Source organism: Pseudomonas sp. LAMO17WK12:I1 (assembly GCF_900177315.1).
GTDB lineage: Bacteria > Pseudomonadota > Gammaproteobacteria > Pseudomonadales > Pseudomonadaceae > Aquipseudomonas > Aquipseudomonas marginalis.
Window position 1 is genome coordinate 127,111 of the sequence record NZ_FWZV01000001.1, and the last position, 15,284, is coordinate 142,394.

Annotated in this window: 13 protein-coding genes; 1 reads left to right on the top strand and 12 read right to left on the bottom strand. The window is 63.8% G+C overall.

Going from position 1 to position 15,284, the window contains the following annotated elements; all coding sequences use genetic code 11:
- Nucleotides 1-11: 11 nt before the first annotated feature.
- From B9N88_RS00645 to B9N88_RS00685, 9 genes are all read right to left on the bottom strand, one after another.
- The gene (locus B9N88_RS00645) at nt 12-953 is read right to left on the bottom strand and encodes a helix-turn-helix domain-containing protein (RefSeq protein ID WP_027606674.1); all 942 of its coding nucleotides are present in this window, start codon (nt 951-953) and stop codon (nt 12-14) included.
- 77 nt (nt 954-1,030) lie between these two features.
- A complete protein-coding gene (locus B9N88_RS00650; protein WP_027606675.1) occupies nt 1,031-1,810 on the bottom strand; it encodes a 2-keto-4-pentenoate hydratase in 780 nt (259 codons plus the stop codon).
- The gene (locus tag B9N88_RS00655; RefSeq protein ID WP_027606676.1) at nt 1,807-3,414 is read right to left on the bottom strand and encodes a bifunctional 3-(3-hydroxy-phenyl)propionate/3-hydroxycinnamic acid hydroxylase; all 1,608 of its coding nucleotides are present in this window, start codon (nt 3,412-3,414) and stop codon (nt 1,807-1,809) included. The genes B9N88_RS00650 and B9N88_RS00655 overlap by 4 nt, the downstream gene beginning before the upstream one ends.
- 63 nt (nt 3,415-3,477) lie before the next feature.
- A complete protein-coding gene (locus B9N88_RS00660) occupies nt 3,478-4,080 on the bottom strand; it encodes an amino acid synthesis family protein (protein ID WP_027606677.1) in 603 nt (200 codons plus the stop codon).
- A gap of 10 nt (nt 4,081-4,090) precedes the next feature.
- Nucleotides 4,091-4,549: a VOC family protein gene (locus B9N88_RS00665; protein ID WP_012724261.1), complete on the bottom strand. Its 459-nt coding sequence runs from the start codon at nt 4,547-4,549 to the stop codon at nt 4,091-4,093.
- 11 nt (nt 4,550-4,560) lie between these two features.
- Nucleotides 4,561-5,601, bottom strand: coding sequence for a WD40/YVTN/BNR-like repeat-containing protein (locus B9N88_RS00670; RefSeq protein ID WP_027606678.1), 1,041 nt, complete (start codon nt 5,599-5,601; stop codon nt 4,561-4,563).
- A 12-nt stretch (nt 5,602-5,613) separates the two neighbouring features.
- On the bottom strand, nt 5,614-6,408 hold the full coding sequence (locus B9N88_RS00675) for an SDR family NAD(P)-dependent oxidoreductase (RefSeq protein WP_027606679.1): 795 nt from the start codon (nt 6,406-6,408) through the stop codon (nt 5,614-5,616).
- Nucleotides 6,409-6,435: 27 nt separating this feature from the next.
- Complete coding sequence (locus B9N88_RS00680; protein ID WP_027606680.1) at nt 6,436-7,926, bottom strand: aldehyde dehydrogenase family protein; 1,491 nt, start codon at nt 7,924-7,926, stop codon at nt 6,436-6,438.
- An 11-nt stretch (nt 7,927-7,937) separates the two neighbouring features.
- Nucleotides 7,938-9,479, bottom strand: coding sequence for an acetolactate synthase large subunit (locus tag B9N88_RS00685; protein WP_027606681.1), 1,542 nt, complete (start codon nt 9,477-9,479; stop codon nt 7,938-7,940).
- 237 nt (nt 9,480-9,716) lie between these two features.
- On the opposite strand from B9N88_RS00685, the gene B9N88_RS00690 reads away from it, so the two are divergent.
- Nucleotides 9,717-10,475 (top strand): IclR family transcriptional regulator, encoded by a 759-nt coding sequence (locus B9N88_RS00690; RefSeq protein WP_027606682.1) that lies wholly within the window; start codon nt 9,717-9,719, stop codon nt 10,473-10,475.
- Between the two features lie 9 nt (nt 10,476-10,484).
- Here the strand turns inward: B9N88_RS00690 and B9N88_RS00695 are convergent, their stop codons facing one another.
- From B9N88_RS00695 to B9N88_RS00705, 3 genes are all read right to left on the bottom strand, one after another.
- Nucleotides 10,485-11,810 (bottom strand): hypothetical protein, encoded by a 1,326-nt coding sequence (locus B9N88_RS00695; protein WP_027606683.1) that lies wholly within the window; start codon nt 11,808-11,810, stop codon nt 10,485-10,487.
- 3 nt (nt 11,811-11,813) lie between these two features.
- Nucleotides 11,814-13,244 (bottom strand): aldehyde dehydrogenase family protein, encoded by a 1,431-nt coding sequence (locus tag B9N88_RS00700; protein ID WP_027606684.1) that lies wholly within the window; start codon nt 13,242-13,244, stop codon nt 11,814-11,816.
- 91 nt (nt 13,245-13,335) lie between these two features.
- Entirely contained in the window at nt 13,336-14,784 is a 1,449-nt protein-coding gene (locus B9N88_RS00705) for an APC family permease (protein WP_027606685.1), read from the bottom strand.
- Between the last annotated feature and the right edge of the window lie 500 nt (nt 14,785-15,284).

The window sequence follows — 15,284 nt, forward strand, 5'->3', positions numbered from 1 at the left end:
CCTTCGTCTATTCAGCCGATCGCCCGCCGGGTGTGCGAAGGCGACTCGCCAAACAACTCGCGGTAATGGGCGGCAAAGTGGCTCAGGTGGAAAAAGCCCATCGCCACCGCCACATCACCGACGTTCTGGCTGCAGGCCGGCGTTGCGATCAGGCGTCGACGCACCGCATTCAGGCGCAGGTTGCGCAGGTACTCCAGCGGACGCATGCCGGTCACCGCCTGGAAACTGTTCTGCAGGGTGCGCCGGCTGACCCGCAGGTGTTCGCACAGGTCGAGGATGCTCAGCGGGGTATCGCCGCTGGCATCGATCAACTCCTGGCAACGCTTGACCAGGTACGCACTCACGGCGAAGTTGCCGCGACGGCAGCGCACCTCATCGGTGGCATTGCTGAACAGGTCGAGAAACGCATTGAGCAACTCGTCTTCGAGCATGTTCTCGGCGGTTGCACTGATGGCCTCGGGTTGTTGCAAAAGGTGACGAAACAGCGGGTAGATGCGCTGGCGTATCCGCAGCAGTAACGCGTCATCCACGCACAGCTGGGAGCGGGTGCTCAAGCGCTTGAGCTGGTCGCTGGACAACTCGAAGGCGGCGAGTTTGGCGAAACGCACCGTGTCGACGTTGAAAGCGAAGAAGTGCGTGCCTTCCGGCGCATGCAGCACAAACTCCTCGCAAGCGCGCAACAGCACCACACTGTGGGTGCCCACCTGCTGGCCCTGCACGACGGGCTCGCCGCCCAATGACATGGCCGCGCACAGCCGTCCCTTGGGCGCATGGCCGCGCTGCACCACGCGTTTGTCCAATACTTCCTGGAAGATCTGAAAGCGCTCGGCCGACAGCTGGCGCAGCTCACTGGTCAGGCAGCCGCGCCCCAGTTGGTCATACACCTGCTGCCAGCCCTGGATGGAACCGGCGTGCAGTTGAGGGTCATTGAAGGTTCGAACTTCGGCAAGCATGGTGGTCGTTCCTCGGGGGCCCCGTTGTTGTCATCGGCCTGAAGGGGACTCAAGTCATCCATGACGGCAGCTGTCGCTTACACGGGGGTGGTGTCCGCGGTGAAAAGCAAAGCCAGTTCCGTGCCAAACATCTGCAGGCGGTAGGTGGCGGGCTGGATATCCATGGGCGCCAACAACGCACCGGACAGCACCACCTGCCCGGCCTCCACCGGCTGACCGTCGGCCAGCAGACGGCGAACCAGCCAGCACAGGTTGGTCAGCGGCGAGTCCTCCCGGCCCTCGGTATCGCCTTCGCCGCACAGCGCGCCGGCACATTCCAGGCGATAGGCGACGTGGGTGTGCGCGACGGCATCGAACGCGCTTCGTGGCCCCAGGCAATACAGCCCCGCCGCCGCATTGTCGGCAAGAAAGGCTCCGACCCCGAACGCCCAGCCCTGCCAACGGCAGTCGGCAATCTCGAACGCCGGCGCCACTTCGGCAATCGCGTCCAGGATCTGTTCATCGCTGTAGTCACCGGGCGCGAGGCTGCGCCCCAGCACAATCGCCACTTCGATCTCCAGCTTGGGCTGGATCAAGCGCGACAGCGCCACCGCCGTGTTCGGCTGCACGCACATCGCGTCGGTCAGGCCGCCATACACCGGTTCGTCAATGCCGAAGCGCCGTTGCGCGGCGCTGCCGGCGAAGGCGATCTTCCAACCGCTGAACTGTTCGCCCGCCGCCAGGCGCGCATCCAGCGCCTGGCGTTGCAGGGCGTAGCCGCCGCGCAGGTCCAACGCCTCGGGGGCCAGTGGCGCAATCGCTTGCACCGCACGCGTGGCCTGGTCTAACTGATTCAATACGCCCGTATCGATGCTCATGACAGCTGCCCCGCTAACTTGCGTAATACCGCGTCAAGTCGCTCAGGCGTGGTAATGGCGGCGACAAACCGGTCAGGACGCACCACGACGACGCAGTCACGCACCCTGGAGAACCATTCGCCGAGGCGGTTATCCACATCCTCCACGCTGATGGCGTCCGTGGCCGTCAAGGGCTGGTGGCGGCCCAGGCCGCTGCGCGAGCGATTGACCTGGATAAAGCGCGTGTCCCAGCGCGCCCAGAACCTTGCCATGTCTTCGCTCAGTGGCTCACGGGGATTGACCCGGTAACCCAGCACCGCATAGGAATTGCCCAGCACGTCATCCAGGCGCCGACGCTGGCCCTGGGCGTCTTCGATAAACGGCTGCACAAACAGCTGGCCCACCAGGTCGTCTTCACGCAGTTCGGCACGTTCGTGATAGACCAGCCCTTTGGTGAGGGTGGCCTTGGGTTTGAACTTGAACTCCAGCAGGTGCGAACGCAGGTTATCGACGCTGTTCACCGCCTGGAACAACCAGTCGCGCACGCCGGCCATCAACGGGTTGGTCAGCCCCAGTACCGTGCCCATATTGTCGGCCAGGGCCACCAGTTCGGTGGCGTGCCCGCGACGTTCCTGGTCGTAGCTGGCGAGGATCCCATGGGCCGCACGCCCCTGGATGATCGCGGCCAGTTTCCAGGCCACGTTGGCCACGTCGCGCAACCCGGAATTAAGGCCCTGCCCGGCCCAGGGTGGCGATATATGCGCGGCATCGCCGACCAGTGCCACACGCCCCTGGACAAACCGCGCCGCCACACGCGAATGGTGGGTGTAGGCGCGGATACGGATGATATTCAGCGCGTCCACGGCGTCGCCGATATGCCCACGGATCAGGTCGCGAATGGTGTTCTCGTCACACATCTTCGCCTCGTCCTCGCCCTCCATCAGCATGAATTCCCAGCGCCGCTGCTGGTACGGCAGGTAGATGCACACGAAGGGCCGCTGCGGGTCGGCGTGCAGGGCGGTGTAAGGCGCATCCAGGGTGTCATTGGCGGTATCGACCACCACCCATTTGCGCGCATGGGTCAGCCCCAGCAGTTCGACGCCGAGCTTTTTGCGTACGGTGGAGCGCCCGCCATCGGCGCCGATCACGTAATCGGCGCGCAGCTGATAGACCTCGCCCTGGGCATCGCGCACCTGCAAGGTCACGCTCTCCCCATCCTGTTCCAGCTCCAGCATTTCATGGCCCTGGCGCAACACCACAGTGCTGCGCTGCCCCAGGGTTTCGCGCAGCGTGCCTTCGAGCAACTGCTGCATGAAAATGTTGCGCATCGGCCAGCCGTACTGCGCGGCACTTGGCTTGACCTCGGCAAAACACACGCCCCGCGCGTTGTAATAACGCAGCGGCACATCGCAGATCATGTCACGCACTGCCAATTCGGCGATGCCGATCGCCTGCAACACGCGCAGCGCTTCATCATCCATGCCCACCGCGCGTGGGTAAGGCAGTATGCAGTCGGCAAGCTCAAGGACGACGCAGTCGATACCGTACATCCCCATATAGTGCGCGGCCGTGATCCCATTGGGCCCGCCCCCGACAATCACAACCTGGGTCTTCTCCTGCTTCATCGCTGTTCACCGCTTTCTTGTTGTGGTTTTAAACCGGCGTTGCCAAGGCCCGCACGCGTGTCATCAGTGCAGCCCGTCAACGCCCTGGATGTCTTCGGCACGCAGGCCACCCAGCCGTGCGTGCAGGCGCCCGCGCGTGGCGAAGGCCCAGATCACGATGACTTCGTCCGGCGCGGGGCCGTCGCCGAACATCAGCGACATGCTGTCGTAGTGGGAACGTACGTAGAGCGCATCCTTGTGCGCCAGGGGTACGTCGATGGTCGAACCCGGGCCGCCGCGCTTGCCGGTGGAAGGCACCCACGACTTGCCACCGCCCAGCGCGACGCGAATCGGATCGGCGGCCGGGTTGGTCAGGAACGCGTTGCCGTGCTCGTATTCGCCCGCGCTGCCCACCAGGATCGCCTTACCATAGCTGACAATCTCATGGGCACCGGCCAGTGCCTGTATGCGCCGGCCAAACTCTTCGCCCAGCAACGGCGATGGGTCGACCAGTTCGGCGAGCGACTCGCTGTAGCGACCGGCATAGGGGTTGGCGATCACGGCGGCGATCGCGTACTTGAACAGGGGCTCGCCATCGGCCAGCTGGCCGGTTTCGTTGGCCAGGGTTTCTTCGACAAAGCTGTACCATTTGCGGATGTGATACGTAGCAAAATTCGCGGTTTTCATCAGGGTTGCCTCAAAGTGGGTCGAGTGGATCCAGGTTGAAATGTCGGCTCGGCGCGCCGGCGGCCTTGAACCGGGCCTTGCCGCGCGCATCGTCGTGTTCGGTCTCGAGGAAGAACTCCATGCGATTGCCGTCGGGGTCGTTGAAATACACGCCATGGCCGATCTCGTGATCGGTGATCTTCACCACCTCGACGCCCTTGCCCAGCAACATGCCGTAGAGCTGGCGCAGGGTGGTCATGTCCCCGGCGATTTCCAGGCCGTAGTGCTGCAGGCCCAACCCGCCTTGATGGGCGCCGGGGTCGGCGCGAATCAGGGCGATGTCGTGGTGCTTGCCGCCAAATGCCATCATGACCCAGCTCTCGCCCCGGGCACTTTCGTGCATGCCCAGGATGTCGGCGTACCAGCGTGCCGACACGTCAGGGTCACTGACCCACAGCGATAAGTGAGTCCGCAGGATCTCGATCTTCATGGCGTTATCCCTCAGTGCTTTTTGACGATGGATTGATGCCCGGACTTGATCTGCGCAACCGCAGGCGTCCAGAGCACATCAGCGATCTCGCTGAATTCCCGCCAATGCTTCTGCCAGCCGTCACCGCCATTGTCGGAGGTGAACAAATGCCCGTACTTGGTGCCCGCCACGATCTGTCGCGGGTTGGCCGGGTTGAAGGCAATCGCCCAGACACAGGAGTTGGGCTGCTGTGGCAGCGGCAGCACGTTCCAAGTGAGTGCGGCATCACGGGACACCAGGATCTTGCTGGTGGTGCCGGGGGTGCCATCGGAAATACTCAGGTACAGCTCGTTCTGCGTGCCCAACGGCGCGTTCATGGCGCGGATGTAGTACAGGCCGAAGGCTTCGCGACCGATGATGCCGGTCCAGGTCAGCCCCTCGTCCAGGCTGCGGTACACCGCATTGACGCAGACCACCACAATGACTTTCTCGCCGTGGTTGGGCAGCACCAGGATGTTGTGGACGTCGGAGTTGTAGTCCCACAGCAGCCGGTCGTCGACGCGGGTCCAACTGTCGCCGCCGTCGCGGGAATGGAACAGCCCGCCCTCCTCCAGGCCGAACCACAGCTGGTTGCGGTCGGTAGGGTCATAGGCGAAGGCCAGCAGGCGTGGGCGGCTGACGCCGTCGCAGAACTCGGGGATTTCCACCGGGGCGCGATCCCAGCTCAGGCCGCCGTCCAGGGTGCGCCACAACACGGCACGCGAAGGCGCGCCGGTGCCGACGAAAATGCGTTGTGCATCCTGCGGGTCAACCGCAACTTTCCACACGGTCTGCCCGTTGAAAGGCGAATCGATGCGCCGCCAATGCCCACCGGTATCGTGGCTCACACACAAGCCCACATCGGTACCGGCATAGATCCGCTCGGGCGTGTCGGGGTGCAGGCTCAAGGATCGGGTGATCGCATCGAACTCCAGGTCCTGCCCCAGGCCCAGGCGATGCCAGGTACGGCCATCGTCGGCACTGCGGATCACCGCTTGCCCGACGGTGGCGACCAAAAGGGTTCCGTTACTCATCACAAATGCTCCTCAGATATAGATGCCACGGGTCAAGCCACCGTCGATGCCGATGGATTCGCCCGTCACTGCGCCAGCTTTTGGCGATGCCAGGAAGCCGATCAGCCAGCCCATTTCAATCGGTGCGAGGGTGCGGCGAATCGGTGTCGCGTCGATGTAGGCCTGCTCGACCTGCTGCGCGGTCTTGCCTTGCTTGACGGCTTCGCGGTCGTACAGCTCCTGGATATGCGGGGTATCCACCACGCCCGGGTGGATCAGGTTGACCGTGATCCCCGACGGGCCGAGCTGGTCGGACAGGGTCTTGGTCATGTGCGCGATCGCCAGGTTGCGCATGCCCGAAAGCACCTTGCTGCTGCGCCCGGTGAGGCCGCCGATGTTGATGATGCGTCCGAAGCCGGCCGCCTTCATGTGCGGGGTCACAGCCTTGGCGCAGCGGAAATAGCCGATCACCTTGGTGTTGAGGTCCGACAGCAGTTCATCGTCGCCGGCGTGTTCGATGTCATTGCGCACCACACCCGATGGCGCCGCGGCCCCGTTGACCAGGATGTCGATGCGGCCGAAATGCTTGTGAGCCGCCTCGACCATCTCCGACACGGCCTTCATGTCATTGGTGTCGCAGAACAGCGGCAGCACTTCATTGCCGGTCTGTGCACTGATCTCTTCGGCCGCCAGCTGCAGGAACGCCATGCGCCGCGCGCAGATCACCACCTTGCAGCCTTCCTCGGAGAGAAAACGTGCGACTTCCTTGCCGATGCCCATACCGCCACCGGTGACAATGGCCACGCGGCCTTTCAATTCCAGATCCATAGCAATTACCTCGTGTGATTATTCAGTTCAGGCCAGATCGACAAACACGCTTTTGGTCTCGGTGTAGGCATCGATCACGTTCTTGCCCATTTCCCGGCCCCAGCCGGATTGTTTGTAGCCACCGAACGGTGAAGAGGGATCCACCACGTTCCAACAGTTGATCCATACCGAACCGGCCTTGAGCTGTGCCGCCACGCGGTGCGCCGAACGCAGGTCGCGGGTCCACAGGCCGGCGGCGAGGCCATACGGCGAATCGTTGGCGCGCAGCACCAGGTCGTCGATGTCGGTCCAGCTCATGACGGTCAGTACCGGGCCGAAGATTTCTTCGCGGGCCACGCAGGCGCGCTCGGCACGGTCGAGGAACACGCTCGGTTGAATGAAGTGCCCACGCTCCAGGTGCGCGGGGCGCTCGCCGCCACAGATCAGTTCGGCACCCTCCTCCCGGCCCCGCTGCAGGTACCCCTTGACCGTGTTCAACTGCCGCGCAGACACCAACGGCCCCATGCTGTTGGCCGGGTCCAGGCCATTGCCCAGCACATAGGCGGCGGCATGGCGCTGCAATTCTTCGAGCACCTGGTCGAGCACACTGGCGTGCACATACAGGCGCGAGCCAGCCGTGCACACCTGGCCCTGGTTGTAGAAAATCCCATCGGCGGCCCCCTTGGCGGCGCGCACAATGTCGGCGTCGGGCAGGATGATGTTCGGCGACTTGCCGCCCAGTTCCAGTGAGACCTTTTTCATGTTGCGGGTAGCCGCCTGGGCGATCAGCCGCCCGACCTGGGTCGAGCCGGTAAAGGCGATCTTGTCCACGTCGGGGTGCTGTGCCAGCGGTGCACCCGTGTCGGCACCCAGGCCGGTGATCAGGTTGACGACGCCGGCGGGGAAACCTGCGGCCTCGATCAGTTGCACCAGGCGGATCGCGACCAGCGGGGTCTGCTCGGCGGGCTTGAGCACCGCCACGCAACCGGTGGCCAACGCCGGGCCGAGCTTCCACACGCACATGGTCAACGGGAAGTTCCACGGCACGATCAGCGCGCAGACCCCCACCGGTTCGCGCAACGTGTAGTTGAGCATCGGCGCGCCGCTGGCCGGGGATACGGGCAGCGTGCTGCCTTCGATCTTGGTGGGCCAGCCGGCGAAGTAGCGAATGATGTTTGCCGCGCTGGCCGCCTCACCGCGCGCGTTGGCGATAGGTTTGCCGTTCTCCAGGGTGATCAGTTGCGCCAGTTCCTCGCGGTGCTGATCCAACAGATCGGCCAGGCGAAACAGCAACAGGCCGCGCTGCACCGGTGACTGCAAGGCCCACGTGCCGGTGAAGGCTGCGCGGGCGGCCGCAACGGCCGCATTCACATCGCGTTCATCGCCTTGGGCGACTTCGGCCAGGGTCTGTTCGGTGGCCGGGTTTTCCACGGCAAAGCGACGACCGCCGACGGCGTCCTGCCAGGTGCCGCCGATAAACAGGCGACCGGGCTGCGCCAGGAATGCCTGGACGGCAGGTAATAATTCGAGCGGATGCATAGTCGACTCCTTCACAGCGCCATTTCGATCAGGCAAGGGCCACGGTCGGCCTTGGCATTGGCCAGGGCCCGTTGCAGTTCGGCATTGGTCTGGACCGTGCAGGCCGGTACTCCGTAGCCTTTGGCCAGGGCCTTCCAGTCGATACGCGGGTTGTCGAGCACGGTCAGGCGCAGGGCCTGGGGGTCCATTTCGGTCATGCCGAAACGGCGCAGCTCGTTCTGCAAAATCGCGTAGCGATGGTTGGCGGCAATCAGGATCACCACCGGCAACTGCTCGCGTGCGATGCTCCACAGGGTCTGGATGGTGTACTGGGCACTGCCGTCGGATTGCAGGCAGAACACGCTATTGCCGCGTTCCGCCAAAGCGGCGCCGAAGCCCACCGGAATCCCCTGGCCGATCGCGCCACCGGTATTGGTCAATACCCGATGCCGCGCGGCGCGGGCGGAGGCGGTAAAGAACGGGTAGCCGCAGGTGCCGCCCTCGACCGAGACAATGCTGTCGTGGGGCAGTGACGCAGCGAGCACTTGGCCGATCGACTGCGGTGTCAGTTCGGCATGGCCGGGCGGCAGTTCGATGCCCTCCGGCGTCGGCACGTAGGCCGGTGCAGCCAGGGCATCGGCCAGCGCCGTCAACGCGCCGGCGACATCGTCACCGACCTCGGCCAGGCTCAGCAGGCGCTCACGCTCGGCGAGGCGCGACGGGATGCCTTCGTAGCCAAAGTAACTGATGGGCTCCGGCACGCCTGCACAGATGACCAGGTCGTACTGCTCAAGGATTTCAATCGCCACTTCCGGGAAATACGGCAGGCGATCCAGGTCGGGCAAGCCACCGCCACGGTAGCTCAGGCGCGGAAAGGTCTCGGCAAACAGGCGCACGCCGGGCAGTTGCGCCAGGCGTCCCGCCGCTTCCAGGCCCGCGACCGACAAGCCCTCATCGCCGACGATAAACACCAGCCGCTGGCCGTCACGCAATGCCTGCGCCACGGTTTCGACCCGGTCACCGGCAAACCGACGAACCGGTGCGCGCAGAGGGGCGAATACACCGTTATGGGTCACTGCGTGGGCCTGCAGGTCCATGGGCAGGATCAGGCTGGCGATCTGGCCTTTGGCCTGCCAGGCCGCACGCACGGCTTCCTGCAGATCCTCACCGATACCGGCAGCGGTGCGCGAGGTGCGCACCCAACCGGAAACGGCACCGGCCAGGGCCTGGATGTCGCTGGCCAAGGGCGGATCGTAGTTGACATGCCAGGAGGCGTGATCGCCGATGACGTTGACGATCGGCGTATTGGCCCGACGCGCGTTGTGCAGGTTGGCGATGCCATTGGCAAAGCCCGGCCCCAGGTGGGTCAGGGTCATGGCCGGCTTGCCGGCGATCCGGCCATAGCCGTCCGCAGCCCCCGTGCAGACCCCTTCGAACAGCGACAACACCGGCTTGAGAGCAGGTGCGCTGGCCATGGCGGCCACCAGGGGAATCTCGGTGGTCCCGGGGTTGGCGAAGCAGTACTCGATACCGCTTGCCGCTGCCGCATTCACTATCAGTTGCGCACCATTCATTTTCAGCCCTCTTGCTTGAGCATTTGCAGTGATGAGATTTATCACATACAAATCCGCAACCAACAAGCATTTTATGTTTGTTTTTCTCATTAAGTGAGATTTATGCGACTTAAACACCCTTAAAATCTAACCCGCGATTGCGTTTTTCTCTCACTGCGGTAGTGTTGCGCCAGCGCTTGGGCAACCGGCTCCCCGTGGGGACGCCACAAGCGCCCTTCCCTTTCTTTTAGGAACACAATGAGCAGCCTGAGCAAATTGCTGAGCATCCTCGACCTGTTCGGTCCGCAAATGCTAAAGATCGACCCCGACACCATTGCCGAGCGCATGGGCCTGTCACGGGCGACCGTGTACCGCTACGTCAAGGATTTGTGTGACGCCGGCCTGCTGACCCGCGTGGACGCCGGCAGCTACGGCCTGGGCCCGCGGGTCATCGAGCTGGACTGGATGATGCGCCAGTACGACCCGATCCTTCTCGCCGGGCGCGAGCTGATGCACGAGCTGTCGGCGCAAACGGGCCTGGCGGTGTTCGCCAGCGTGTTTTACGACGGGCGCATCATCAACACCTACATCGCCGAACCCACCGACACCTATCACTTCGCGTTCGGGCGCGGGCAACCGCTGCCGTTTTTCCGCGGGGCACAATCGAAGGTCTTGATCGCCTTCCAGAAAGGACGCCGCCTGCAACGCCTGTTCGACGAGCACATGGCCAACGACCCGGACAGCCCGTATGACTGGGCGGGCTTCTCCAGGGCCGCGAAAAAAATCCGCAAGGACGGCTACTGCCTGACCCACGACGAACTCAACCTGGGCCTGACCGGTATCGCTGCGCCGATCATCCAGGCGGACCTCGACGAGGTGGTCGGCAGCCTGTCGGCCGTCGGCACCACCCAGAACTTCAAGCTGCTGCGCCAGGAAACCGTGATCGAAATGGTCATGGACACCACCCAGCGGATTGCCGAAAACATGCGCAACCCGCCGAGCCACACCGCCCCCTAGGCGTCATGCTCAGAACGGCACGGCCAGCGTCAACTGGCTGTACAGGTTGGTGCCGTTGCCGCCGACCTGATTGCCCCCGGTGGTCGCGTCCTGCCTGGGTGTGTACAGCCCCACCAGCGGGGTGATGATCAAGTGCGGGTTGACCGCCCACTCGGCGTACACATCCAACTCACGGCCATCGAGGTTCAACGCGTTGCTTTTGCGCACGGTGGCGTAGTCGAAATACAGCGCGCCCAGGCTCAGGTTTTCCAGTGGGGTTGCCTTCAGCCCGACATGGTGGATGCGGGTATTGGTGTTGAACGGCCCGGCGTAGTTGCCGGCCACTTCGCCCTGGAACCAGGTGCCGTAGCCCGTGCTCTGGCCGGTGAACAGTGCATCCCAGTTCTGCGAATAGCGGGTGTAGCGATACGTCACCTTGGGCGCCCAGGCGATATCGGCGAAGGTGTAGCCCGCTTCGCCGTACCAGGCTTTTTCTGGCCCCGCGTCCTTGTCCTGCCAGGCGTACTCGAAGGCCAGGCTGACGTTGGGGATGCCCGCATCGCCCTCACCGCGCACGCTGTAGACATTCATGCCCTTGCGCTGGCGTTGAAAGTCGCTGGCCCATTGATCGTTCACGTCCAGGCCGTGCACCCAGGTCAAGCCGAGCGTCCCCGGCCGGGCGGTGTAGTCCAGGGTCGCGGCGGCCAGTTCGGTTTCGGCCTGGATACGGTTATCGGACTTGAGCCACAGCACACTGCCGTGCAGGCCATCCTGCCCCCCCAGGCGCACCACCGCGGTTTGGTCGAACGCGTGCCGGGCCGCCAGGTAGTAGGCGCCCCCACGGTTCAAGGTGCCATCCGCCGGGCCCTTGCCCGGGTTCAGCCCATCGTCGTTGATCAGGAACCCTCGGCCGACCTTGACCACCTGGCGCCCGCCGGAAATATCCACGCCGTCTTGACCGAGCGCCGGGAACAGATCGCCGGAGCGCCAGCCCAGGTAGGCGTCTTCAATCTTCGTGGTGCGCTCGGTGCCGAGGCTGTTGCCACCCGGATCGCCATCGCCCCACGTGGCGGAGCTGACCAGGGCAAATGCCCCGTAGGCGCGGCCAATGCCGCCGAGTGCCTGGTCGCCACTCAAGCCATACTTGATAAAGCCTTCACGCCAACTGGAGCCGCCCGGCGTGCCATCGTAGTTCTTGCGACTGTTGAACTGACCGAACACCGCGGTCATGTCGGCGTTGAGGTGACGGCTCTCATCGCTGTACAGCTCATAAGCGTGCACCTGACTGATAGCGCCGAGCGCCAGGGTGCACACAAGCGTGCAACCGAATACGGGATGACGGGATAGATAACGCATGGCTCAAACTCCTTCTTCGACAGCCTGCTTGCGCACAAACAACAGTTGCTGCCCCGTGAACTCCAGCAGCCCCTCCAGACCGAACTCGACACCGAACCCCGACATCTTGCTGCCGCCAAACGGCGTGTTCGGCTGGATCTGGGCGTGGCAGTTGACCCACGCCACACCACTCTCCAGGCGACTGGCCAAGGCCTGGGCCTGCTCGACATCCGGCCCCCAGACCGAGCCGCCGAGGCCCATGTCACCGGCATTGGCGCGCTTCAGGACATCCTCGACATCCCGGTAGGCAATCAACGGCAACACCGGGCCGAACTGTTCTTCGTCCACCAGGCGATGGCCGTCGGTCACGTCCGCCACCAGGGTGGGTGGATAGAAAAACCCGGGGTGGTCCAGACGCGCACCGCCGCACAACACCCGCGCACCGTTGGCCCGTGCGTCATCGACCAGGGCTTCCACCAGTTCCAGTTGCTCAAGGTTCTGCACCGGCCCGAAGGTGACACCGGCGTCCAGGCCGTCGCCCACGACCTGGCGCGCCGCAATGTGCATCAGCGCGTCGGCAAAAGCCTCGTACTGCGACTCATGGATATACAGGCGTTTGAGCGCAGCACAGGTCTGGCCCATGTTGAGAAAGGCCGCCTGGAAGATCGCCTCGGCCACCGCCTCCACCGGCGTGCCGGGCAACACGATGGCGGCGTCGTTACCGCCCAGTTCCAGGGTCAGGCGCTTGAGGTTGCTGGCGGCACCGCGCATCACGCTTTGCCCGGTGGCCGTGGAACCGGTGAACACGATCTTCTGGATCCCCGGGTGCGAGGTGATCGCACTGCCGAAGCCCTGCTCGCCGGTCACGCAGTTGATCACGCCACGGGGCACATGCCGGGCAATGATCTCGGCCAGGCCCAGGGTGCTCAGCGGCGTCAGGCTCGACGGTTTGCTGATCACGCAGTTGCCGGCACGCAGCGCCGGCATGATGTGCCAGACGGCGATCATGAACGGCCAGTTCCAGGGGGTGATCGACGCCACCACGCCCAAGGGTTTGCGGTGCAGCTCAATGCGCTGGGTGGGCGTTTCTTCCACCCGTTCCACCGCAATTTCCTGCCCGGCCGCGTAGCGGGTCCAGGCGGCGGCGCCCATGACCTCGGAAAAGGCCAGCTCCAATGGCTTGCCCTGTTCCAGCACAATCAGCCGGGCCAGTGATGGGGCCTCCTGCTCGATATCGGCGGCAATCGCCAACAAACGTTCACAGCGATCAGGGTGGCTGCTGTGGCGCCAGCTCTTGAAGGCCAACTGCGCGGCGTTCACCGCCTGGTCGAGTTGCCCCAGGGAACCGGCCGGGCATTGGGCGAACACGGCCCCGGTGGCCGGGTTGATCACATCGAACCGGCCTTCTTCACCGGCCACCTGGATCCCATCGATGAGCATTTTATAGTTGTGCATTTGAAACCTTCCTTTCACACGCTGGCGCGCCATGCCGAGCAACGGCAGGCTGCGATTGTCTGGTTAGTCGAGCGATAAAAACGCGGGGGCCTTAAAGCTTGTGGCTGCCCAAGGCCAGGAAGCGTTGCGGCGAGCTGTTGCGCAGTCGCGCGGCGAGCACGATGCCGATGATCAAGGCCGCCGGAATAATCGCGCAGAGGCTGTAGGACAGCAGTTGGCTGGCACCGGTCAGCACATCGAAATGCACCACCGCCAACACCAGCACCATCACCAGCGCCAGGCACGAAATACCGGGCAGGATCCGTCCACGCAAGAGCCCGACCTTCAGCTCGGGATGCCGATGGAAGTAGACGCACACCGACACCGAGGTCAGCGCCATCAACAGGATCACGCACAACGTGGCCAGGTTGGACAGCCAGGCAAACAGTTGCAGGATCGGATCGGCATCCATCGCGGCAAATATCAGCACCACGACCGCAGCGATCAGGCTTTGCAACGCCGAGCCCATATGCGGGCTCTGGTGCACGCGATGGGTGGTGCCCAGCAGGCTGTGCAACAGGCCGTCGCGGCCGATGGCGTAGAAGTAACGCGCGGCGGCGTTGTGAAAGGCCAACAGCCCGGCATAGATACTGACCATGAACAGCACGCGGATGATCTGGGTCAGCTGCGGGCCGACAAAGTGGTCGGACATGCCATAGATAAAGGTGGTCGGGTCCTGCAGGGACTGCAGCAGCGGCACGATTTTGTCCGCCCCCACGCCCACCACCATCGACCACACCGACAACGCGTAGAAACCACCGATCAGCAACACCGAACAGTAGGTGGCAATCGGGATACTGCGCTTGGGGTTCCTGGCCTCTTCGCCGTAGATAGTGGTGGCCTCGAAGCCGATAAAGGCGGCAAAGCAGAACAGCAAGCCGATTGACGGCGTACCACTGAACACATGACGGCTGCTGAACGAGTCCAGGTTGATGCCGCTGTCGCCGCCGGACTTGAGGATGGCAAAGTCCAGGACCAGGATCGCCAGGTACTCGGCGATCACCACCACCGACAGCACCCGCGCCGACAGGTCAATCTTGCGATAGCCCAGGATCGCGATGCTCACCATCGCCATCAGCGAGTAGGCCCACCAGGGCAGCACCAGGCCGAAGGCGGTTTCCATGGTGCCACTGACCACACCACCGAACATCCCGTACAACCCGACCTGCAGGATGTTATAGGCAAACATCGCCAGCACCCCAGCGGCACCGCCCGCCAGGCCACCCAGGCCACGGGACGTGAACGCGTAAAAGCCACCGGCATTGGTCACGTGGCGCGACATGGTGGTGTAACCCACCGAGAACGCCAGCAGCACCAGCAAGGCCAGGATCAGCAAAGCCGGGGTACCGGCACCGTTGCCCAGCATGATGCCGATCGGGAAGCCGCCGGCGATCACACTCAGCGGGCTTGCCGCCGATATCACGAAGAAGATGATGAAGCCCACACCCAGGGCACCACGCTTGAGCTCCGTAGAGCTGTTGACCGGGATAGATACACTCATGTTGTTGACCTTATTGTATGAGGCAGTCGCTTTTGGGTTGGCCCGACCACACCGCATCGGCACCGGTTAGCGTTTTGTTTTAGTTGCGCGCTGAATTTGATCCTATGCCCGCCCTGGAACGGCTCGCTATCCCAAATCGGTAGCATCCAAAGCCCCGCCCCAAAACAGGTCGGGGCCGCCCGATCCCTCCTCGCGCTGTTGCCGATTCGGGATAGCCGCCCGGCCTGTCATGCCCGCACCCTAGCCTCACCCGTGCTATGCGCGGATGCCGGCAACAAGAATAAGAACGTGCCCATCACCGCCAACGCCCCCGTAGGAAGCCCCAGCCATGCGTCCAGCCCATCTCACCCTCCAATGGCGTATCACCCTGCTGAGCGGACTTTGCCTGCTGGCAGTCGTGGGCGCGCTGATTGGCGCCAGCGCCTACCAGAATCAAACCAGTGCAAAGCTGCTCAAGGAGCAAAGCAGCGCGTTGCTGACACAGGCCGCGCTGGAACGCT

Bases quoted from the DNA above. Each gene is read 5' to 3' on its own strand.
- B9N88_RS00650 (WP_027606675.1), bottom strand. From the start codon at position 1,810: ATGAGCATCGATACGGGCGTATTGAATCAGTTAGACCAGGCCACGCGT.
- B9N88_RS00645 (WP_027606674.1), bottom strand. From the start codon at position 953: ATGCTTGCCGAAGTTCGAACCTTCAATGACCCTCAACTGCACGCCGGT.
- B9N88_RS00685 (WP_027606681.1), bottom strand. From the start codon at position 9,479: ATGAATGGTGCGCAACTGATAGTGAATGCGGCAGCGGCAAGCGGTATC.
- B9N88_RS00660 (WP_027606677.1), bottom strand. From the start codon at position 4,080: ATGAAAACCGCGAATTTTGCTACGTATCACATCCGCAAATGGTACAGC.
- B9N88_RS00670 (WP_027606678.1), bottom strand. From the start codon at position 5,601: ATGAGTAACGGAACCCTTTTGGTCGCCACCGTCGGGCAAGCGGTGATC.
- B9N88_RS00690 (WP_027606682.1), top strand. From the start codon at position 9,717: ATGAGCAGCCTGAGCAAATTGCTGAGCATCCTCGACCTGTTCGGTCCG.
- B9N88_RS00680 (WP_027606680.1), bottom strand. From the start codon at position 7,926: ATGCATCCGCTCGAATTATTACCTGCCGTCCAGGCATTCCTGGCGCAG.
- B9N88_RS00675 (WP_027606679.1), bottom strand. From the start codon at position 6,408: ATGGATCTGGAATTGAAAGGCCGCGTGGCCATTGTCACCGGTGGCGGT.
- B9N88_RS00665 (WP_012724261.1), bottom strand. From the start codon at position 4,549: ATGAAGATCGAGATCCTGCGGACTCACTTATCGCTGTGGGTCAGTGAC.
- B9N88_RS00695 (WP_027606683.1), bottom strand. From the start codon at position 11,810: ATGCGTTATCTATCCCGTCATCCCGTATTCGGTTGCACGCTTGTGTGC.
- B9N88_RS00700 (WP_027606684.1), bottom strand. From the start codon at position 13,244: ATGCACAACTATAAAATGCTCATCGATGGGATCCAGGTGGCCGGTGAA.
- B9N88_RS00655 (WP_027606676.1), bottom strand. From the start codon at position 3,414: ATGAAGCAGGAGAAGACCCAGGTTGTGATTGTCGGGGGCGGGCCCAAT.
- B9N88_RS00705 (WP_027606685.1), bottom strand. From the start codon at position 14,784: ATGAGTGTATCTATCCCGGTCAACAGCTCTACGGAGCTCAAGCGTGGT.